Annotated in this window: 20 protein-coding genes and 1 pseudogene; 4 read left to right on the forward strand and 17 right to left on the reverse strand. The window is 40.6% G+C overall.

The genetic code is table 11. The annotated features are described in order from the left end of the window. A pseudogene (locus F607_RS34575) lies at positions 1 to 263 on the forward strand (hypothetical protein); the annotation flags it as partial. A 367-nt stretch (positions 264 to 630) separates the two neighbouring features. Beyond that, complete coding sequence (locus F607_RS0107710) at positions 631 to 831, forward strand: hypothetical protein (RefSeq protein WP_027707633.1); 201 nt, start codon at positions 631 to 633, stop codon at positions 829 to 831. Positions 832 to 1,186: 355 nt separating this feature from the next. On the opposite strand, the gene F607_RS32640 is transcribed toward F607_RS0107710, so the two are convergent. Continuing rightward, positions 1,187 to 1,978: a class I SAM-dependent methyltransferase gene (locus F607_RS32640; protein ID WP_027707634.1), complete on the reverse strand. Its 792-nt coding sequence runs from the start codon at positions 1,976 to 1,978 to the stop codon at positions 1,187 to 1,189. A gap of 792 nt (positions 1,979 to 2,770) precedes the next feature. Between F607_RS32640 and F607_RS0107725 the strand changes: the two genes are divergently transcribed. Then, on the forward strand, positions 2,771 to 2,989 hold the full coding sequence (locus F607_RS0107725; RefSeq protein WP_027707636.1) for an Lpp/OprI family alanine-zipper lipoprotein: 219 nt from the start codon (positions 2,771 to 2,773) through the stop codon (positions 2,987 to 2,989). A 238-nt stretch (positions 2,990 to 3,227) separates the two neighbouring features. Here F607_RS0107725 and F607_RS0107730 read toward each other — a convergent pair whose 3' ends face one another. The 10 genes from F607_RS0107730 to F607_RS0107780 all read right to left on the reverse strand — a co-directional run bounded on the left by F607_RS0107730 (position 3,228) and on the right by F607_RS0107780 (position 15,116). After that, positions 3,228 to 4,205 carry a L,D-transpeptidase family protein gene (locus F607_RS0107730; RefSeq protein ID WP_051311100.1) on the reverse strand — a complete coding sequence of 326 codons (978 nt, stop codon included), beginning with the start codon at positions 4,203 to 4,205 and terminating at the stop codon, positions 3,228 to 3,230. 384 nt (positions 4,206 to 4,589) lie between these two features. After that, positions 4,590 to 5,480, reverse strand: a complete 891-nt coding sequence (malG, locus tag F607_RS0107735) for a maltose ABC transporter permease MalG (RefSeq protein WP_027707638.1) — start codon at positions 5,478 to 5,480, stop codon at positions 4,590 to 4,592. Positions 5,481 to 5,493: 13 nt separating this feature from the next. Then, complete coding sequence (gene malF / locus F607_RS0107740) at positions 5,494 to 7,035, reverse strand: maltose ABC transporter permease MalF (protein WP_027707639.1); 1,542 nt, start codon at positions 7,033 to 7,035, stop codon at positions 5,494 to 5,496. Positions 7,036 to 7,209: 174 nt separating this feature from the next. Beyond that, positions 7,210 to 8,403 (reverse strand): maltose/maltodextrin ABC transporter substrate-binding protein MalE, encoded by a 1,194-nt coding sequence (gene malE / locus F607_RS0107745; RefSeq protein WP_027707640.1) that lies wholly within the window; start codon positions 8,401 to 8,403, stop codon positions 7,210 to 7,212. 203 nt (positions 8,404 to 8,606) lie between these two features. Then, positions 8,607 to 9,533 carry a MalM family protein gene (locus F607_RS0107750; protein ID WP_027707641.1) on the reverse strand — a complete coding sequence of 309 codons (927 nt, stop codon included), beginning with the start codon at positions 9,531 to 9,533 and terminating at the stop codon, positions 8,607 to 8,609. A gap of 104 nt (positions 9,534 to 9,637) precedes the next feature. Next, positions 9,638 to 10,930 carry a maltoporin gene (locus tag F607_RS0107755; RefSeq protein ID WP_084611158.1) on the reverse strand — a complete coding sequence of 431 codons (1,293 nt, stop codon included), beginning with the start codon at positions 10,928 to 10,930 and terminating at the stop codon, positions 9,638 to 9,640. A gap of 305 nt (positions 10,931 to 11,235) precedes the next feature. Next, complete coding sequence (locus tag F607_RS0107760; protein WP_027707643.1) at positions 11,236 to 11,820, reverse strand: hypothetical protein; 585 nt, start codon at positions 11,818 to 11,820, stop codon at positions 11,236 to 11,238. A 219-nt stretch (positions 11,821 to 12,039) separates the two neighbouring features. After that, the gene (locus F607_RS0107765; protein WP_027707644.1) at positions 12,040 to 12,978 is read right to left on the reverse strand and encodes a hypothetical protein; all 939 of its coding nucleotides are present in this window, start codon (positions 12,976 to 12,978) and stop codon (positions 12,040 to 12,042) included. A gap of 594 nt (positions 12,979 to 13,572) precedes the next feature. Continuing rightward, positions 13,573 to 14,328 carry a substrate-binding periplasmic protein gene (locus F607_RS28645; RefSeq protein WP_051311102.1) on the reverse strand — a complete coding sequence of 252 codons (756 nt, stop codon included), beginning with the start codon at positions 14,326 to 14,328 and terminating at the stop codon, positions 13,573 to 13,575. Between the two features lie 155 nt (positions 14,329 to 14,483). Beyond that, positions 14,484 to 15,116, reverse strand: a complete 633-nt coding sequence (locus F607_RS0107780; protein WP_027707646.1) for a hypothetical protein — start codon at positions 15,114 to 15,116, stop codon at positions 14,484 to 14,486. A 673-nt stretch (positions 15,117 to 15,789) separates the two neighbouring features. Between F607_RS0107780 and F607_RS0107785 the strand changes: the two genes are divergently transcribed. Beyond that, positions 15,790 to 17,046: a valine--pyruvate transaminase gene (locus tag F607_RS0107785; protein ID WP_027707647.1), complete on the forward strand. Its 1,257-nt coding sequence runs from the start codon at positions 15,790 to 15,792 to the stop codon at positions 17,044 to 17,046. 69 nt (positions 17,047 to 17,115) lie between these two features. Here the strand turns inward: F607_RS0107785 and F607_RS0107790 are convergent, their stop codons facing one another. The 6 genes from F607_RS0107790 to F607_RS35765 form a co-directional block, all read right to left on the reverse strand. Further along, positions 17,116 to 17,772, reverse strand: coding sequence for an ABC transporter permease (locus F607_RS0107790; RefSeq protein WP_038290581.1), 657 nt, complete (start codon positions 17,770 to 17,772; stop codon positions 17,116 to 17,118). 67 nt (positions 17,773 to 17,839) lie between these two features. After that, positions 17,840 to 18,532: an ABC transporter permease gene (locus tag F607_RS0107795; RefSeq protein ID WP_027707649.1), complete on the reverse strand. Its 693-nt coding sequence runs from the start codon at positions 18,530 to 18,532 to the stop codon at positions 17,840 to 17,842. 86 nt (positions 18,533 to 18,618) lie between these two features. Beyond that, positions 18,619 to 19,389: an ABC transporter substrate-binding protein gene (locus tag F607_RS0107800; protein WP_027707650.1), complete on the reverse strand. Its 771-nt coding sequence runs from the start codon at positions 19,387 to 19,389 to the stop codon at positions 18,619 to 18,621. Positions 19,390 to 19,463: 74 nt separating this feature from the next. After that, positions 19,464 to 20,234, reverse strand: a complete 771-nt coding sequence (locus F607_RS0107805) for an ABC transporter ATP-binding protein (RefSeq protein WP_027707651.1) — start codon at positions 20,232 to 20,234, stop codon at positions 19,464 to 19,466. Positions 20,235 to 20,741: 507 nt separating this feature from the next. Next, a complete protein-coding gene (locus F607_RS0107810; protein WP_038290566.1) occupies positions 20,742 to 21,797 on the reverse strand; it encodes a GlxA family transcriptional regulator in 1,056 nt (351 codons plus the stop codon). A 56-nt stretch (positions 21,798 to 21,853) separates the two neighbouring features. Beyond that, positions 21,854 to 21,979, reverse strand: coding sequence for a hypothetical protein (locus F607_RS35765; RefSeq protein ID WP_267910740.1), 126 nt, complete (start codon positions 21,977 to 21,979; stop codon positions 21,854 to 21,856). Positions 21,980 to 22,182: the final 203 nt, after the last annotated feature.

Here is a 22,182-nt window from a genome sequence, read left to right on the forward strand (position 1 = left end):
ATTGGCTAACGATGCTCAATAGGGAAGATAGAAGGCTGGCACCTAAACTGGCCTTTGATAATGTAGAAAGGCTTATTTTGGAAAATTACATTAAAAAGAAGAAGCCAGAGACATTACAAGACTATATCCTTCGACTGGCCAAGTTAGGTGGATACTTAGCTAGGTCAAATGACCCACCTCCAGGTAATACAGTCATTTGGCGTGGTCTTAATAGACTATATGAGCTGAAGGCAGGCTTTGAACTCGCCCAAAATTGTGGGTAATTTAATGCCATCCTTGGTGGTCAAGAGTGAATACAACAAACTCTACTAATGTATCAGGAACACATTAGTACAACTTCGCTGGCCCGTGAGGGTGAGCGCTATGGATAGCGCACATAAAAATGATTCGTAAAAGGGTATACCCTACCCTGCTTGGCATTATTCTGTTTGCACTTGATAATAAGACAGGGTAGTGTTTCCCCCTAGACATTTCAGGTGTATTTGTCTTATTTTTTTACAGTACAAATATATTTGAGTTTTTATTCTAAAAAATATCGCTACAATAATACCAAAATCAGTCAGATAGCCAATCTGGTACCACACATGCATAGTGTTCAGGGCCTTAGTTATGAATGGCTTGGAGATATTCATGGACTTGAAAGAAACACTAAACGCAATGCGATTTAAACTCTATCGCATGGATACCCCATCTCAGCAAGATACCCCTTCAGAGCTGAGTGGTGCTGATCTGGTAGAAAAATACGGTATCAGCCGTTTTGAAACCTCATGCACAATGCTTCAAGAGACTATCACTAAAAGTGACACCCTTTATTTTGTGCGAATTACTTAATTCCAGGGGATTCGTTCTGAACGGATCTTTCGCAGTAGCTTTAATTAATTTAGACTAAAGTCGTATTGACAAAAAATAATTTATTTATAGGGTATCATAAATTTTTTTAAAGCAAGCTTTATAAAAATACCTGGATTTAACTATCAGCCCTCAAAATAAAATTAGTTTTATTTCATATTAATTTTATGGCATCAGTATTAATTATTTCTGCTGATATTTAGCCCTTTGGGCAGTTGCATATTAAGCCCTTGTAAAAGCTGACTTTAAATCACCTTGAAAGGTCAACCTAACGTTCTGTAAATTCTGCTCTGGAGGCTTGACTGCTGCCTCCTTTTTAATACGCAACTGATCGGGCTTATGCAACAGCGGCCTTTTGGACAACCCCATAAATACACCGCATAGGAATAGCAATACCCCCGTCTTGACGAGCATAGATCGCCAAAGCATTGTTCACTATCTGATCGACAAACTCCCTATGCTTCTCTTCAGGCAACCATTCTTGTAAAGGTAATAACGCCAAAAGAAATTGGGCAAAGTAATCAATACTCGTGGCAAAGGGAAACCATGTTCGATCCTCCAAGACTGAAATGGTAAAACCATGGTGCTGAAACAGCATTTGCAAACAACGCTGATCGGCACTGGGAGGCATTGCTGTCAAAGCAATGGATAGTTTTTCCCATTGAGGATCACTCATTAACTGTTTAACGGGGAGATAAATCGCTTCATTATAAGGCCAATGGACAATAAAACATTGACCACCCGGTTTTAAAACACGCTCTATTTCTGCAAAAGCTTTATCTAAATTACTGACCCAATGCAATATGCTACATACGAACACCCAATCCATTGATTGGCTATCAAACTGATCTAAGTTCGTCACATCAGCGATGCCAAAACGAACACCGGGTGTTTCATAGTTTTGTTTAGCATGACTAATCATCTCCACAGACCGATCTACTGCTTGGACATGACTTAGTTCAAACTGTTGTACAATTTTATTGATTAAGCTACCGTCCCCACAACCAATATCTAAAACCTGATCATGAGAACTAAGATTACAGTATTGATGCAACCCTAAAAGGGCAGATTCATGTTGTAATTGATTGACCAGCCTATACTCTTCCGGATTCCAGCGTAACTTGGCCATGATTCCCCTATATAATCCTTACTCGTTATAGTTATTATTTGTTGTGTACCCTGATACTGTTTTTCACATAAACTCAAATCGCTCACTTAAGCTCGCAATTCTGTTTTGAATACATTGCACTCGGTTTAAAGCTCAATGTGAAAATATAGTTCAGGATAAGTCACTAATGATAGTATGTGTAACTTGTTTTTAAAAAACAAAGTGGGCTGGTCTAGACAACCAATGCGATTAGATTATTTATTAACCAGATGTAAACCTGGAAAAATATCTCTACCAACAATACAACACATACGTTTGGAGAAGTGTTCTTGGTGCTTAATACTTAAGACACCTGACTTGAACTCATACTTTAGATGAAAAAAGCATTGCTTGCAGTTTACTTAAGTGCATAAGATAATTGACGCAATATTTATTCGTACAAATAGACAACAAGTCGTTACAAACCAATAAAAGCAAAATAACACACTTGTAATACAACAATCATGGAATAAAATTTATAGTACTTCTATCTAATGCCCAAAACTTTTGTTTGTTGGATCACAGCAGATTTTTTTGTGCCTGATATTATATTTGGGTCTTACAGCGTTTGTGAGACAGTTCAATCAGCCCTATACTGGCTGATAATAAAAAAGTAGTCCATACTCTAGCTTGGACATCGGCTTGCCCTTGAGACCTTTGGTCTGTAAGCCTTTGGGGGCATCTGGCCTGGCAGGTTTAATCAGTACGGCCTGACCAGTTATTTTAACCCTCTTCAAATGAAGCATTGCAACACAAACTGATAAGGAGTTCATAATGACTGCTAAACTCGTTAAGTTAGGCGTCGCCGCTACTGCGTTAACTATTATGGCTGGTTGTGCAACAAACAGTCGTGTAGATGCGCTGGAGCAAGACATTAACGAAGTAAAGGATCGCCTCAGCCGCGTTGAGCAAACTGCTGCTAGCGCTGATGCAAAAGCCGATCAAATCATGGAGAAGCTAGATCGCATGAGTGGTCATCAGTACATGAAATAATTTGTGATACTGATGCGAAAAGGCCGCAGCTGCGGCCTTTTTTTATAAATGAATTTATATAACTCAACTTGTATTTTTAATATTCATTAACACCATACACTGAGGAATATATTTTTACCGACACTTATACTCATTTAGTGCTATCTATTATGCATCTTTAACAGAACTAGCCGGACATATCCAAGCTAGTCCCACGACAACAAGAGTATACTTATTTATTATACGAGGAAGGTAAGCCTTAAAATAAATCCTTTACGTATACAGAAGACAATGAAACTCGTTGCGGTAACCCGGTTTCTTGCTGAATAGCATCTAACGCAGCACTTCGATTAATTGCCGTACTCGCTTCAGGCATTTTGTCTAACAAACTGCTCAGCACCTGCTTCGCTGGTTTACGAACAGTATTGACTCGCTCTGATAATGGTTCATGTGACTCAATATATATTTCACCATTCAGACGGCCAATTTTATATGACTCATGGATAATTCTCACTGGGGTACCACGCGAGACTTGAGCAAATAATTGCTCGATATGATCAGGAAATAAACGAATACAACCATGACTCACTCGCATGCCTACGCCATACTTTCGGTTTGTTCCATGAATTAAATAACTACCCCCATTACCCAGCCGCAATGCAAATAGTCCTAAGGGGTTATCTGGCCCAGCGGGTACCACTGCAGGTAAAATATCGCCCTTTTCTGCATGTTCGCGGCGAATCGATGCGGGTGGTGTCCATGTAGGATTCTCAATCTTTTGCATGATATGTGTCTTGCCTTCAGGGGTTTGCCAGCCCCTACGACCAATACCAACAGGAAAAACAACCACCACATCTTCATTAGGAGGGAAATAGTAAAGGCGTAATTCTGCCAAATTGATAACAATGCCCTCCCGCTTGACGGGTGGCAAAATCATTTGAGTCGGCAGTGTCACCAACACACCTTCACCTGGAAGCCAGGGATCAATTTCAGGATTAGCTGCACGAACGGTTAAAAAGCCCAACCCCTCGCGCCGAGAAATCTCCATAAATGTATCCTCATAAGCCGTACTTACCTGGCGTATATAACCAACGACATTATCGCCATTAGACGGCAGAGGATAAACAGCAGCCCAGCTTTGGCTAAAACTGAGAATAGTAATGCCACACAAAAACCATGCGTGACATTTAGATACAGTGTACCTAAATATTTTAACAAGCATACTTACTTCATTCATAAGAAGTTACTATAGTTTAAATAAAGTCAATCAACCCGGAAAAAATTAGCTAGCTAAGTAGCAGCCAATTATCATACAGACAGAAAGAAAACGACATAAGTGTACCTTCTTTTTTTGCTAAAAAAGTCACTTTATATAGCGTAATCAGTTAAACATTTTAAACAAACAGAGGTTTATTTTCTTTTTTTAAAGACTACTCAAGTATGCAGTTCACACATATAAAGTTGGTGGTTCTGTCCTTCATAATAGCGTGGGATAGTAGACTTACACGCAATCAAATGATTAATTTTTAACCACAAGAACATGGCAAAATTGTTCATACGAATATTTCTTCAGATTCATGTATGACAACTGTTTGATTTATCATGTTAGGATGGTCTATTTTTATCCTTTAACGCCTCCTGCAGTGAGGCCACTGATTATCCACTTTTGGCAATACAAAAAGATAACGGTGATAGGTAGCCCTGACAGCACCGCCGCTGCGGCAAAGTCACCCCATAAGTAGTTTTGCTCATAGAGATACTGCTGAGCACCCACTGCTAGGGTAAGCTGGTCAACATCAAGTAATAATACTGAGGCAATAGGATACTCGGCAATTGTGGTAATAAATGCCAAAATAAATACTACAGCCAGTATTGGAATACTTAAAGGTAGTAATATATAACGAAATGCCTGCCAGATTGTCGCGCCATCTACAACGGCAGCCTCTTCAAGCGAGGCATCAATGGACTCAAAATACCCTTTGATTGTCCAGATATGCAGTGCCATCCCTCCAAGTGAAGCAGTAATAACTGCACCGTGAGAGTTAATCCCCAACCAGCTAACATGTTGCCCCAGCTGATCAAATAGAGCATAAATCGCCACCAACGATAACACGGGTGGAAACATTTGAAAGATCAGCATGGATTTAAGCATGATGCCTTTAAAGCGAAAACGCATACGGGCAAAAGCATACGCACTTGTGGTTGATAACATCAAAATTAACAACGCCGAAACCAGTGCGATTTTGACCGAGTTCCACAACCAGGTTAATACCGGAAACGGTGGTTGAATAACGCTACCATCGGCCTGAGTATAAGGAATACCCAGCGCCAGCGACCAGTGCTCTAATGAAGGGTTAACGGGTAATAAATGTCCCGTCGCAAAGTTACCTGTGCGAAATGAAATTGATAACACCATTAACAGTGGAAATATAATAATTGCAAGAAAGGCAATTAAACCTGCATGGGTTAACCAGATACGGTACTTAACTGATGGAGAGTGAACCATTGCCATTGCTGTATCTCCCTTATACTTTAACCTTGCTCAGGCGCAATTGCATAACAGCCAATGCCCCCACCAGTAAAAAGATCAATGTTGCGATCGCCGCAGCCATACCAAAATTTTGTCCTGAGTCCTGAAAAGCCAATCGATAGGTATAACTCACTAATAAATCAGTAGTACCTGCAGGTGTTGTTGCACCAATAATGTCAGGACCTCCTGATGTTAATAAGGTGATTAATACGAAGTTATTGAAATTAAATGCAAATGAAGCGATTAATAAGGGGGTTAACGGCTTAATAATTTGCGGTAAGGTAATACTGATTAAATTTCGCCAAGGCGATGCACCATCAATGGCAGAGGCTTCATATAAATCTCTTGGAATCGCTTGTAGTAGCCCCATACATAATAACAACATGTAGGGATACCCTAACCAAGTATTAACGATCAATATCATAGTACGGGCTAATAGCGGATCACTGAACCAATCAGGACGCAGGCCAAATAACTCCCCCATTAAATAATTTACTTCACCTGCATTCTGATTAAATAAACCTTTAAAAACCAAAATAGAAATAAACGCAGGTACCGCATACGGTAAAATCAGCATCATGCGGTAGAACCCTTTTCCTTTTAACAGTTCCCACTGTAAAAGGTTGGCTAAAATGAGTCCCACTAACAGTGTAAAAATGACAGTGCACAGCGAAAAAACAATTGTCCAAACAAAAATTTGTATAAACGGTCCACTAATACTAGGATCGAATAACACAGTAATATAGTTCTGCCACCCTACATAGGTTTTAAAACCAGGAGAAAATACCTCTCCCTGAGTATTTTTATAAAACCCCTCTTGCCAGTCAATTGTGAGTACATCACCTGTTTTTTGATTAATTAACTGTTGTTGTTCATTTAGCTGGTAAAGGGGAGCCACTGCAGCAAAGTGCCGAAGTCCAACCCACTGCAGTTGTTGTCCATTAGGCAAGTTCAATTTTATATTTTTTAAGTGCTTTTTATGCTGAATAATGGTTTTGATTGACGCCGATTGTAGGTCAGGTAATTCACTCACCAATGTCAATGATAATTCTATATCTACAGTATCTGTCAGTGAAAAATTTTGACTTAAAAATGCTGAATGATGCTCATCATCTAACAGAGCCATAACAGCTGTTTTTTCTGAGGAGTTTTGTTGCTGAAAATACAGGTAAAATTTATATTTTTTATCACTGACTTTATACGTTTGTTGTAGAAAATATTGCTGTGCTTTAGGTAAATCCAACAAGTGCTTAGCACTATAGTTGGTAAAGCTAATACCAATCGTATACAACAAAGGAAAAATAACAAAAATAACCATACCCGCGACGGCAGGAAATACATAACGATGGGCGTACGCCTCTTGTCGACAAAAGACAAAAGCTGCAGCACTCAGCACCACTAAAAATAATCCTGCAAAGGCTAACTGTTGCTGCACATACATGACAACCACAAGGTATAAACCAACCCCTACAACACTTAATGGCAGGACACGTTTAAGTAAACGCATGACAAAACTTAACTGAAGCCCGGTTAACATGATACTTCACCATGTCGATCCAGCAGTAACGCTGCTTGTTGATATACCCTTACCTCGCGATCCTTTCAAAGGGTATACCCTCCACACACAACCTAAAAAGGCTAGGCATACCAAACAAAGCAGTGACTGCCAGAATGAATAAACAAATGGATCTAGTATACCCTTAGGTATACGTTACTTGTTACGTACAATACGCTTAGCAGCATCGTCCAATGCCGCTTTTACTGGCTGACGACCCGATGTAATATTTTGCAATGCTGCTTTCATCGCAGCCCAAAAAGCCCCCATTTCAGGCACATTTGGCATCACCTCACCAGCTTGCGCATTGTTAAAGGTCGCAGCAATATTGGGGTTTTTGCTTAACGTCTTCATGTATTCCTTGTTTGCAACAGCCCCCAAGGGTACATCATCATTGACCTTTTTAAGCCCCTCAATTTGCAGCATATAATTTTCTAAAAACTCTACCGCCAGTTCTTTATTTGGGCTTGCTGCATTAATGGTTGCCGCCAATACCCCCACAAAAGGTTTGCCTACCTGGCCATTTATTTTTGGCAGTGGTGCAACGCCAAAGTCAATGCCACTTTTTTTAAGGTTACTCCATGACCATGGGCCATTAATCATCATTGCAACCTCACCTTTATTAAAGGCTGCATCCATGACGCCATAATCAACTCCTTTGGGCATTACCTTCTCATCAATCATTTTTTTCAATAATGCACCAGCTTGGTATCCACCTTCATTATTTACACCAGTATCTTTCACATCATAGCCACCAGAAGGTTGTTTTTTAAAAGTATAAGCGCCATACCCTGCAAACAAACCCCAGGTAAAATAGGTATTATTATAATCCCACAAAATGGCTTTTTTATTTTCCTTCGCCAGCTGAGTACTCAAGGAAAATATCTCATCTACTGTTTTGGGCGGCTGCTTAATAATTGCTTTATTATAAATTAATCCTACCGCTTCCATGGCGATGGGATAACCATAGACTTTTCCATCAACGGTTACCGCATCCCAGCTAAAATCAACAATGCCTGATTTAATCGATTTACTAGGTGAAAGAGGCGCAATGAGTCCACTTTTTGCCCACTCACCTAACCGGTCATGTGCCCAAATAAAAATATCGGGACCATTCCCTGTAGCAGCTGCCTGTTGAAATTTGTCAGTAGCTTTATCTGGATGAGCTACTTTTACAGGAATACCTGTTTCTTTGGCAAACCGATCACCGACCTCCTGTAAACCGTTATACCCTTTATCACCATTAATCCAAATGGTTAATTCACCCTCTGTAATGGCTGCAAATGCTGTTGTACTGACACATTGCGATACGAGAAAACTTGAAGCCAGCAGTGTTATTGTTTTTTTCATAGTCGACATCCTATTAACGGGCTACCCTTTTGTGAATTATTCATTATGTGCTTCACCATGGGCATACTTCGTGATTATCCGTGTTCCTTAACCAACAACGCTCAAACTGTTGCAGTATCCCTCTCAACATGATCCTGCCTGATGCACTTAGACTTCGCATCCCCCTTGCTATTTTTTAGGGGGGCGTAGTGTTCTGGCTGAGTTTATGGCTTCGGTTGAATACGCTCTAGTAAAAACCTGCGTATACCTTGAACTCCAGCACGTTCTCCTTCTTCCGCTAAACGTAAAGCTTTTGCCATATCCCCTTTAGCGAGTGCTTGCTTAATCGCCTGCTGGTAATAATCCTGGGTTTCGGGAAGAGCTGGGGTACTCACAGGTGCAGGAGCAGCAGACGGATAGACGACCGCTGGTGGAACATAGTCAGCCCGCTCTCCAAATGATTTATTTTCTTGCGCTATTCGTAACTGTAATACCCCTACCGCTGAATGCTTTGCGACAGGATCTGGTATAGCAGGCGGCTGATTATGTCGTGCTAATGCATAGGCTTTCGCAGGGTGTAATAGTGTAGTCTCTCCTTGCCTATCAGCCTCTGTGGTATAAAGTACCATGTAAGTTTCATTCAATGGGTTACCTGGCAAACTTCGATCAACCCGAAACTGCCCATCAAGACTATCCCCTTTGAAACCTTTCGCTGGCCGGTATTGAAAATCATTTCCTCGCAACAAACGAGTTACCCTAAACTGGCTATCCATTAACATCACAGTAGGTTTAAATACAGTTTTACCTGCAATACTGTACAGCGTAATAGTCAGCGAGTTTGCATTTTCAGGTAGTTTATAGGCGGCAAAAAAACTCTTTCCAGATTCGAACGAATAACTGGGAGAATCAAGATTAATCTCAATCTGTAACTGTTTTCCTGGTTCAAGAGTCTGGTAAAGTAAGCCCGCTAGTTGCTGACAACAAACAACTGATGCAGCCAATCCTTCATTAGCCTGTTGTTGACTGATAGCTGATGGCGTAGGCCATGTAGCAGTCCAATTATCGATATCTGCACGACAGATAGTAGCCACTGTCAGCACAAAAAAAACCGAAAAATACCTAAAAAACCGGTAATATATTTTGGGGTCCATAATAGAAGTCCTAGCCTTGTTAAGGATAAGGGCCACTTAATTTAAGTGGCCTGATATCTACCCTTCAAAGTGAAAGTAAGGTTAAGCGGGTTAGTTAAATAAAACTACCACCATGCTTCTACCTGCACACCAAACGTTAATCCGCTGTCTTCTCCAGTTTCAATCGACTCACTGGCTGCATTATAGTCATCGCCATCCCATCGCGCGTAAGTTGCAAACGCTCTGATAACGGGTCTCGCCCAGAAGCTTCGCCCTGCTGACCATTGTTGCGCTAATGTCACTTTCGTCAAATCTACCGTTTCCGCACCACTCGCCTGTGGTTTAACGCGGTCATACCCCACTTCCAAGGCTGTACTCATTACATCATTCCACTTATAAACAGGTCTAATCCCTGCTGACATCCATGTTTGCCCCTGGTTATTGTCTAAATCTTTTTTCTCATAAATACCTACATACATCCCTTCTAAATTTTCTGTAAGTTCAATCACCCCCTGATTGACGATACGAAACATTTTTCCATCACTTGTGTCACGACTTTGGTTATGACCTGTTCCGATCATACCATCAGTAGCATACTGCAACGCCAGTTTATTGTAGCCACCAAACCAATTACTCTGCGTATGCTGTACTGTAAATAAGTAGCCTTTGTTATCGTCAAAGTCCTTATCATCTTGCTCCGTGTTTAAGTTAGCTCGGCCATAATCCAGACCCAGTTCCAACTTACCATTTTCATTAATTGCCAAATCAGACAAACGAATGTCAAAGGTATCATTGGCCACATTGGTTCCAGATGAGCCACCTTTCGCTTGATAGTCATTTTCTGTATTACGCAGCCATGCTAAAGATAACTCACCAAACCCGACATCAATATTTTCAATACCTGCACCAGGACCCGACACATCCCAATAGTAATAATCATTAATATGCACATCATGCCGTTGATAATAACGTTTACCCGCCCAAATATTTGCACCAGGAAAACTATCAAGTACATTCTCACCAATAACATACATCTGTCTTAAAGATGACTTTGCACCATTATCACCCGTCAGTTCTTCCCAATCGTTTTCTTGATTAGAAACATATGCAATCATCGAATCCACGTAGAAACGCTTTTCCCCTTCTTTGTATAGTTCTTGCCCTAACTGTATTTCTGCATAGGTTTCACACTCGTTGCCTAATCGATATTTAGCTCCAGCACCTTGCGCTCTGAAACAAGCTTGATCACCTCCGCCCTGGGTTCCTCCGATTCCTGAGCGTAAATAGCCATGAAAATCTACCGCTGCAACAGGGGAAGAAAACAGGCTAGGTAAACAACAGATGAGAGTAATATAAGGAAGGTTATTTTTTATTTTTTGCCATCTACTGCGATTACTATTTTTATTATCTCGATGCATAATCTAACACCTCTATGTGCATGGGTCTCAGAAAGGACTTACATGCATTTAACTGCTTTAGTCACAAACTAGATGGTGAAAAATTACGAATCAAAAAACATCCTCCCCCCTGGATAAAATCCAGGGCGTAGTCGCAAGGGGGAGAATTGTTTTGCTTTAGACGTAGGGTCTACACGTGATAGGAGAGATCACATACCAAAATGACTTGGTACACAAGTAGGACCTAGAGGAATAGCTGAAGTTCAATGTCAGCAGAAAAAAACTGAAAAAAGAGTGAGTCACTTGTATTACTTGCAAGTGAGTTATCATTTATTTTCCATGTCACTAGCAAAGCGTTTACGGGCCAGCAATCCAAATAACCCCATCAACCCCAAAAGCAGCGAACTGGGAGCAACCACTTTAATGATAGACACATTGTCCACTAGCAGAAAACTACCAAAATCACCAAAGTTTTGCAGTGCAATGGCACCATCCTCAGCACCCGTAAACTCATAACTAAACGTTTGCCATGAACCAACGTCATCCACTAAACGGGCAATCATATCACCGGTATGAGGCCACTCTGGGTGAAGCTGAAAGCTTCCTTCTGCAGCATCAGCCAACAAATACTGGAACTCAACCCTATCGCCTTTTTGCCACTGAACATTAGTCCAAATTAATCCGGCACCTGTCGGTATAGTCGCAAAATACTCTCCCGATGCTGGGGTATACACCTGTCCTGAACGATCCGTAAATTCCTTAACAATGGCAGGCACCCCCATACCTAACTCAAAAAGACGACCTCCCATATCACCATTCTCAAAATCATCGTTAATCAATGATGCCTGAATATTAGTTATCCATCCTATAGTCATCACACAGACTAATAGTGCTTGTATCAGCTTTAACATAACCTCTCCAATACAGTTTGCGCTTAAGAGCTGAGTCAAAATATATCAAAGAACATATTGTAAGAAAAAGGCTGCCTCTGTAGTGTAAAAAAACAGAAAAGCTTGTATGGGTTAACAACCAATAAGTGAACAACCACAAGATTGCATTAAAAAATAAGGAAAATGAATCACACTGGAGGGGAGTATACCCGCAACAAAGGGTATAAAACGGAGGAAAAACTAGCCTGCAAAGAGAAGCACTAACCCTACGATTAATACGAGCCCCATCACAAACCATAGGATACCCGCAGTGAGTGCGGCAGCAAAAGCTTGCAGAATAGTGAACGTCCAAGCGATCCATTCACTTGAAGATTTATCCGATAAAATAGCAGAGCTGGATTTATCTAACGCAAGAACATCCGTTAATAAATTATAATTCTGCAATTGATGAGTTGAATGGGTATGACTGAATTGCTTAGCTTTGATTGCCTCAATGTTCTCAATCCATTGATTAGGTAACGAAAGCTGATCAGTCGATACCAATATCAACATATCCGCCATAAGCTCAAGATACTGGCCTCCTGGGTGCAAAAAGTTTCCCAGAAACATAAAGTCTGACGTAGGCAGTACATCCGAGGGTCCATCATAGTCAACAAATAATTTAACCAACGTGCGTTCGTTATATTCAGCCAGCATCATGCAGGGTAACGCCCTCCCACCCCAGTTCAACATAGCTGGGCAAGGAAAGCGATCATCCTTAAGCTGCTCATAGTGAGGAGGGATAACCGGATCACGTGGCATAATATTTAAGGGCTGCTCAAAAAGTACATCTAAGGAAAAGAGTGGAAAACTGTGGCAAAACCCAAAGCTGGCATCATCGACAGCCAAGCAACGAGCCATTGCTCGAGCCTCATAATTTAAGAGTTCAGAAGCTACTGCAGGATTAAGGCTAAAATAGTGAAACACATTCTCATCAGAGATCATCCAGTACCCTAGATTTTGATTGGGTAAACGCTCACACAGCAGTTCTATACTAGGAAAGTCTGCATCTATATTATCTGGGTCATCAGGCCAGTCAGATACTAACTGCCAATAAAAGCGGCTCCCCGATATAAAGGGCTGCCACAGTGGCAGAAATTTTTCATCTGTCCGCTGGATAAATGAATCAAATGGCTCCATACACCTGAGCGCCTTTCAACTCATTTTGAACTCATAGGATTATAAGTCATGCTCACCCCTCTTTTCTTAGTGCCGCTGTTTTAAGTTTAACTGGTTAATGGTTGTTTACCTACTTGAAACAGGAAAAAAATCGCCAAAAACGTGACTTCAAATAATTTTTTTTACTATTCAGGTGTCAATAATCACGTTAAATTTGAGGGAAGAGACATTAAAAAAACGAATCACTATGACTGTCAGGCTAGTTATAACTTTTCTCCATTTAAAATGGTTTTTCAAGCAACACCCCATAAAACCATATGTTCAGTCTTAATCAAGCCAACACTTATCACACAAAAAATATTTTCAATATCCGCAAATAAAAAACTCAATAAAAAAACAGTCACCATACCCAAGATGAAAGATGTATACCCAAAACGAAGGGTTTTTAGGGGCAGCCGTCAAGCGATGAAGCCCCCGGAGCTTATATTATTAATAAGTGACTGGGGTGAAGAGCGCAGACAACAAACCCTAATAATGATTAGTGAAGGGTATAAATGAATACACACTCATTATAGAAGTAGCAACCTAATCCTTTATACTACTACTTCTGTCTATTTACTTGAGATATTTTTCAGTAATTTTATCCATAATAGCCTTATCGGCTTTGACATCATCAAGTGCTTTTTGATGAGCCTCGACGACATTATCATCAATGCTTTTGTTAAATGCAAAATAGTGTTGACCCAGTTTAATGCTATAAACAAAGTCAAAATCAGCAGGTTTTAGCCCTTCTCTTTTTAATAACCATTTTGCAACGGTTCCATTATAAGATACGGCATCTACCTTACCATCCTGTAACTTTTTCACCATCGCGTAAAAATTGGTTGAATGAGAAAGGTTAGATTTTTTAACACCTGCTTTTGCTAATACTTGCTCACCAATATCATCACGAATGACTGCATACTTATATTTCTCAAAATCACCATCCGACTCAATTTTTACACTCTTAGGATTACCTTTTAAAACCATAATGTCATTGGTTGCATCCGTTAAAGGTCCTACCCATTTGAATATTTTTTCCCGACTAGGGGTTCTTGTTGTAGAATATAAAATATTCATACTGCCTTCTTCTTGAGTCGTGCGATAACCTCTAACCCATGGCTGTAACTTGATATCCCTATAACTATTTTTACTGCCCATTTTTTTGAACATTTCAACTAAAACATCTGTGTTTATACCTGTAGGGTTGCCATCATCCCCTTTAAAATTAAAAGGAGGAAACTCTTCAGTAATGTAGTTTACTCCTTGCGTTGGATCTGCCCATGCTTGAGCACCAAATGCAAATAATAGAGCGACTAATAAAGTACGCATAACTCACCCCTTTGTCATTTACAACTATACGTTGTAGTTAGACTAGCAGGGTATTTTCAAATACGAATATAAAAATTAAATTAACTTCTAAAATACAGTTATAAAAAAAGCCGGTAAATACCAGCTTTTCATCATACAAAAAATTAATAATATTGTTATTTAGTTGCCCGCCTAGCTAATAACAGCAATCCTGCAAATACTAACACGCTAGATGGGGCTACAGGAACAGGCACAACAGGCTGCGCAGCAGGTTGTACCGTAGGGGTTTGTTTAGTAATAACGGGGCCTGTGTGAGCAACGTCAGGTAAAGTTGTTTCAGGTAATACAGATTTATCCGGTTCACAATCAACTAATGATGTTGAAAGCGCTGGATCACAATCATCTACTAACAGTTTTTCATCAATATCAGGAGTTTGTTGCTGTGGCTGGTTAGGTAGCGCAAGCAACGGGAGTATTGTTTGAAGAGGAGGTGTATTCGGAGATAATTGATCAACCAGTTCATGATCCCACTGACGGCCATGACTGGGTTGTATCGATGGCAAGGGTGTTTCAACCACTAACTCATTAGGCTTACGATCAACATTACTTTCCGTAGAGGCAGTAATCGTTGGATTCATTTCAGGTTGATCATCAACAAGCCATGCAATGACTCGCTTAGCCCCCACACGCCAACTGCTTTCTTCTATCGATTGAGCATTTGTTTCAGGATCTGCTTGCACAGGTAATGCGAAAGTTGCTACTAACAGCAGACTGCTCACCGAACCAAATAATGAACCTCTTTTTTTCACTGCCCATACTCCTTTGTAACTTGTCCCCCATGACTGGGACTTTTTGTGGCCTACTGTATCTCCCCCTCCTAAACTAACGTTTCAACATACAGCGAGTCTTTTAAACATGCCTACTGTACATTTATTGGCTAGCTCACTAAGTCATTGCACTAAACATTTAGTGTCTTCTGCTCGTGTTAGCAGGTGAGTTTATCCACATTTGTATTGCTCAACCGGTTCACAAACACAACAAAATAAGCTTGTTATCAGTTTTATCATTACTGCTTTTTTATATGCTCACTTTTTCATCATATTGTCATCAATAACAGCCCTATTGATAACCAACCACTTCACATTTAATTTATGTAATGACTAGTAATTAACAAGCAAAATACAAATGTGTTCGATATTTCACACTAATGTAATTTTATGTAAAACGGGCTGACACAAGACGGAACATGTATCCTATTCATTCCCTATATTTTTCATACAAAAGCTAAACTGAACTAATCACTCAGATTTCCTGAAGGATGAGGTATACTTTTAAGTCAAAATTGCGGAAAATTAGTCGTCGCACACGTTCCCTGAAACCTGATATTGACAGCCCTTGCATAAAATGACACCGAGTCCCTCATCAGGCACTAGTCATCGTCATACTTGCAAGCGGCTTTGATTCGCTTATTTTGAGGTATGCATGAAACTATCGGAGTTTGGAGAAAAATTTACGAGCCAGACCGGTATACAATCCTTAATGGATGACCTGGGTAACGCCCTCGCCAGTGGTGAAGACTTCATCATGATGGGTGGTGGTAATCCAGCGCATATCCCTGCCGTAGAAGAAGCCTTCAAAGCCCGACTTAGTCGCATTCTCGATAACCATCATGAATTTGTCAGACTGATTGGCATTTATGATCCACCCCAAGGTGAAATAGAGTTTATCAATCACTTGGTTAAACTCCTTCGCAATCAGTTTGGCTGGCCACTTTCGGCTAAAAATATTGCCTTAACCAATGGCAGCCAGTCCGCTTTTTTCATGTTATTTAATATGTTTGCCGGACAGTGCCGTGATGGTACGCAACGTAAAATTCAGTTGCCTCTAGCACCTGAGTATATTGGTTATGCCGATGCAGGACTTACTAAGAACTTTTTTTCAGCAAATCGCCCAAGCATTGAGTATTTGGATAATCACCTATTTAAGTACCACGTTGACTTTGACCAGCTAAACGTAGATGAAACAACTGGGGCATTATGTGTCTCACGCCCCACAAATCCGACAGGTAATGTTTTAACTGATCACGAGATTGAAAAGCTGGATCAACTAGCCAAAGCCCACCAAATACCCCTACTGCTTGATGGCGCCTATGGTACCCCTTTCCCTAATCTTATCTTTACCGACGCTACCCCTTACTGGAATGACAATATTATTCTCTGTTTAAGCTTATCAAAATTAGGTTTACCCGCAGCCAGGACAGGTATTGTTATCGCGAATGAAGAAGTCATTAGCGCCATATCACGCATTAACGCGATTATGAGCCTTGCTACAAATAGTACAGGTAGTTTAATGGCAATGGATATGGTGAAGGACGGCAGCATTCTCACGTTAAGCAATGATATTGTTCGCCCATTTTATCAGCAAAAAGCTACTAAAGCCGTTAGTGTATTACAACAAGCCCTGGGTAATCATGAGTATTATATTCATAAACCTGAAGGCGCAATGTTCTTGTGGCTTTGGTTTAAAGACTTACCGATTAGCAGTTTAGAACTTTATCAGCGTTTAAAGGCGCGTGGTGTTATCGTAGTTTCTGGTCATTATTTCTTTCCTGGAATGGATACCACTTGGCGTCATCAGCACGAATGCATTCGGGTTTCCTATGCTCAAGATGATAGCAAGGTAAGCCAAGGGTTAAAGATTATCGCAGAAGAAGTGAAACGCGCCTACCAAGAAGGATAAGCTGAATTATTACGGAGCAAAAAAGAAGGCCTGTAAAAGGCCTTCTTTTTATGAAGACAAACTCAACATTTATGACCGCGGACGAAGGTGTGCTAACCAACGATGCTCTAACTGCCTAAATCCCCACACAATCATGAAGGTCAACATCATATAAAGTAAGCCCGCAAAAATAAATGCTTCAAATGGTGTATAAAAACGCGAATAAACCACTCGGGCTACCCCTGTAATATCCATGATAGTCACCACCCCCGCAATGGCAGAACCATGCAGCATGAAAACAACTTCATTGCTATATGCCGGTAATGCCCGCCTAAAAGCACTGGGTAAAATAATACGGTAAAACGTTTGCAAATAACTCATGCCATAGGCTTTTGCGGCTTCAATTTCACCTCTAGGTGTTTCTTTCATGGCTCCACGAATAATTTCCGTGGTATATGCCGCCGTATTTAATGTAAAAGCTACTAGCGCACAGTAATATGCATCCTTAAAAAAAGCACCTACTGACGAAGCATTTAAGTCAATAAACTGCCCCATCCCATAATAAATTAAAAAGAGTTGTACCAATAATGGGGTACCACGGAAAAAATAGGTATAAAACCAAACGGGCCAAGCCACCCAACGGTTCTTCGATAACCGTAAAACGGCCAAAGGCACTGCCATCAATAAACCAATAACCAGGGAAATAAATACCAGCTGAACTGTCAACACTAAGCCATCAAAATACATCGGGAGATTATCAAGAATAACTTTATAATCAACATATTGGAGAATAACTTCTTTAAAATCCACGCGCTTAGGCCTCCCGTCTGACACTGGCACTAAAGTGACGCTCTGCCCAGTTCAATAATAGAATTGAAACAGTGGTATATAATAAGAAAATCAAACAAACTGCAAAATAAAAGGTAAAAGGTTCTTGAGTTGAACCGGAGGCAAGCTGGGCTTTTCTGACCATATCTTCAAGTCCAATAATGGCCACTAATGCTGTAGTTTTGAGTAAAACTAACCAGTTATTACCAAATCCTGGCAAAGCATGACGCATCATTTGCGGAAATAAAATTCGCCGAAATATCATCCACGAACTCATTCCATAGGCTTTACCTGCTTCAAGCTGACCTTGATCGACAGCCATAATGGCACCTCTAAATGTCTCTGCCATATAAGCACCAAAAATAAAACCAATGGTGAGTACGCCAGCTATAAATGGATTAACATCAATATATTCCTCATAGCCCACAGACTCAGCAACGACATTAACCAGCATTTGGCCGCCATAAAAAATAAGTAGCATTAACACCAAGTCCGGAATGCCACGAATAACTGTGGTATAAAGAGTGCCAATAACGCGTAAAGGTAATGTTTTTGATAGCTTGGCCAGTGCAGTCAAAATCCCCAAAATTACTGAAATCAACAAAGACCACAATGCGACTTGCAAAGTAACCCAAGCTCCACTCACTAAACTGGCTTCATAGCCATGCAAACCTAGCATGATTATTACTTCTCACTGTCTTTACTATGGAATTTGGCGTATTTAACTTCCACAGATACAAAGTAAACACGCCAATATATCAAAGGTTATTGACCGTAAATATCAAAATCAAAATAGCGCTTTTGAATTTTATCGTAGGTGCCATCTGCGCGAATTTGCTTAATTGCTTTATTAAACATGGCTTTGAGGTCTTTATTTTGCTTGCGAACGGCAATGCCAATACCTTCACCAAACCATTGTTGATCACTGATTGCAGGTCCAATAAATTCGAAAGCATCCCCACCTTCTTTTTTCAAAAACCCATCAGAAAGCGGAATAATATCGCCTAACAGCAAATCCAAACGCCCTGCTTTCATATCTAAATAGGCTTCATCTTGAGTACTGTAACGCTTAATCGTTACTGCACTGCCATAGACATCAGTTAAATAACGGTCTGATGTGGTCGAGCGCTGTACACCAACTACTTTACCTTTTAAGCCTTCAGGTGAGATTGATATATCTTCCCCTTTTTTTCGTACAAAACGCACGGGGGTATGGTAATACTTATCAGAGAAATCAACTTTTTGTTTACGTTCTTCTGTTATCGACATGGATGCAATAATGGCATCAAATTTCCGCGAGAGTAGAGAGGGAATCATGCCATCCCAATCCTGAGGTACCATTTTACATTTCACTTGCATGGCCTGACATAATGCATTAGCAATATCAATGTCAAACCCTTTAACTTCACCGGATTCTGTCGTATAACTGAATGGCGGATATGCCCCTTCAACACCTATACGCACCGTTTTCCATTCCTTTGCAACAGCGGTGGCAGAAACCATTAACGCAATGGCCATCATCACTATTTTCTTCATAAAGAGACTCCTGCTTGTTGTCTTTATTGTTTTCCCATGGTTAACAGCGTAGCCAACATACGTAAGCTACGTTGCTAATAGCTGGTTGACAGGAATTGTTGAAGACGTTCAGTTTGTGGATTATTAAATAATTCCTGTGGAGCGCCTTGCTCAGCAATTAACCCCTGATGTAAAAACATTACATGATTAGATACATCCCGTGCAAAAGACATTTCGTGAGTCACTATAATCATAGTGCGCCCCTCTTCTGCCAAATCATGCATGACTTTTAATACTTCGCCGACAAGCTCTGGATCTAATGCAGAAGTCGGCTCATCAAATAGCATCACTTCAGGGTCGACGGCTAGTGCCCTGGCAATCGCTGCACGCTGTTGTTGACCACCTGAGAGCTGCCCTGGGTAATAGTCTCGACGCTCATAAATACCAACCTTCTGCAATAAGTGTTCTGCAGCTTCAACTGCCTGTTTTTTAGGTATTTTTAGTACATGGACGGGTGCTTCAATAATGTTTTGCAAAATAGTCATATGCGACCATAAATTAAAACTCTGAAAAACCATGGATAAGCGCGCTCGAATACGTTCGACCTGCTTAGCATTGGCAGGAATCGTACTTCCAGAACGGTCTTTCTTCATTTCAATCAGCTCGCCATGAACTTTAACCATTCCAGAAGTTGGAATTTCCAGCATATTAATGCAGCGAAGAAAGGTGCTTTTTCCTGATCCTGAGGAACCTATCATGGAAATCACTTCACCTTTATGGGCAGTGAGTGATACCCCCTTGAGTACTTCATGGGCGCCAAAATATTTATGAATATCTTCAAGCTCTAAGGCAGGTACTTCAGTCATTATTTTTCTCGCCCCTGAAAAGGGGTTACTCCTTTATAAATGATACACAAGGTACAATCAGCCTATTTCGAAATAGCATGCTAGGCGCTTCTACCCGAACACTTAACGCATACCTTTTTAAGCATTTTTAAAAGAAAACATCTTTCTCTAAAGCGCTGATAAATGACGTTTATTAAAACGTTTATATCAAAAAGTCATTACACGTTAAGTTATAAGAGCCGATTGTACATAAAATTTCTTATTTTTGTAGCGCATCACACTTTAGATGAACTCAACCCTTTCTAATCACATTTCTAAGCTTGACTTTTGTTTTATGAGCTTAAAAAGCACCTAAAGTAAGAACCATAAGCATGATACGTATAAACCGTAACAATCATTCGTTTTGCGCAAACATACCAGATAATTATCCAACCCAATGTCGCAAATAAGCCTATCTCTTACATATTCGCGACCACCTTCAGCAAAGATGACCTAATAGATCTCAAAAATTTGAGCCATTTCTAAGTTCTAACGTTGGTGCTGTTCATGGCTACCAAACAACGTTCCCGTTGGCGGCTGAAGATTTCGCTCCTGCTGCTTCACTCTTTCCTGTCTGGGCGTTATACCAAAGTGATTACGGTAAGTAGTACTAAAATGAGATGCTGTCGCAAAGCCACACATGGACCCAACCTGAGCAATGGGCTTATCCGTTTGCTGCAGCAGCTGTCTTGCCCGCTCTAACCTCAGTTGCAAATAATATTTAGAAGGAACACTCTGCAAGTGTTTACGAAATAGTCGCTCTAAGTGACGCCGGGACAAACCGACATGATAGGCAAGATCATCAGTACTTAAAGGTTCTTCAATATTTGCTTCCATAAGCGTTACAGCTTCTATTAGCTTCGTGTGACTGGTGCCAATGCGCACTTTAAGCGGAATACGCTGGGGATCTTCACCAGGCCGAATCCTCTCACAGACAAACTGCTCAGAAATTGTTGAAGCAAGTTCCAGGCTATGATGCTTCCCGATGAGAAACAGCATCATATCCATTGCTGCGGTTCCACCACTACAGGTATAACGTTGACCATCAATTTCAAATAAATTGCTGGTTACTCGTGTTTGGGGAAACTCTTCCCGCAAGCTGACTAAATCCCACCAGTGAATAGTTGCTTTATAGCCATCTAATAAACCTGCACATGCCAGCACATAGCTACCTGTACCAATACCACCCATGGCCATATTGCCATGCTGATGTTTACGTAACCACGCAATCACAGTCTCATTACCGGTCCGTGCAACTGGGCTTGCACCACAGACAAAGATCGCATCTAGTTCAGGAATAGCTTCCAAACTGCAGTCTGCCTGAGTAGAAACACCACTACTACTGGCCACCGCCTCACCGTCAGCACTAATGACTGTACATTCATAGAGTTCTTGTTCCGTTACCCAGTTTGCCATCCTAAGTGGCTCTATCGCTGACGAAAAAGCAATCAATGAAAAGTTAGGCAATAGCAAAAAACCAAAATGTAGTGGTTTTGCTGATACCTTTTCTTGTGCGTTATGGTGTTGTACTTCAAACACAACCATAGGGTATCTTGTCTCTTTATTCTGTTATCAATTAGCAATAGACCTAACCAAGCGTCTTATTCAATTTCAATAACCCATTGTTTTGTTGCCACAACAGCAACACTTTGGATGTTGAACATTAGCTCGGAACGGTAAGTAGGCAAAATTTCACACACCATAGCCCAAAAACGTAAAAATGTCATATGCACATAACAACTTGTCGCATTCATTAAAAAAATTAGCTATGCCTTCACCTGGACAATAGCTCATAATCCAGCCTAGCCAAGAAAAAAATACCCAGCTTGTGTGTGTAGAAACGTTCTTTCTGTCACATAGCGCATGTAACGCACAAAAAATGTGATAAAAGCAACAGCGTGATAAAAACTGCTACGCCCCAATAAAAGCA

It is taken from the genome of Zooshikella ganghwensis DSM 15267 (genome assembly GCF_000428585.1).
GTDB lineage: Bacteria > Pseudomonadota > Gammaproteobacteria > Pseudomonadales > Zooshikellaceae > Zooshikella > Zooshikella ganghwensis.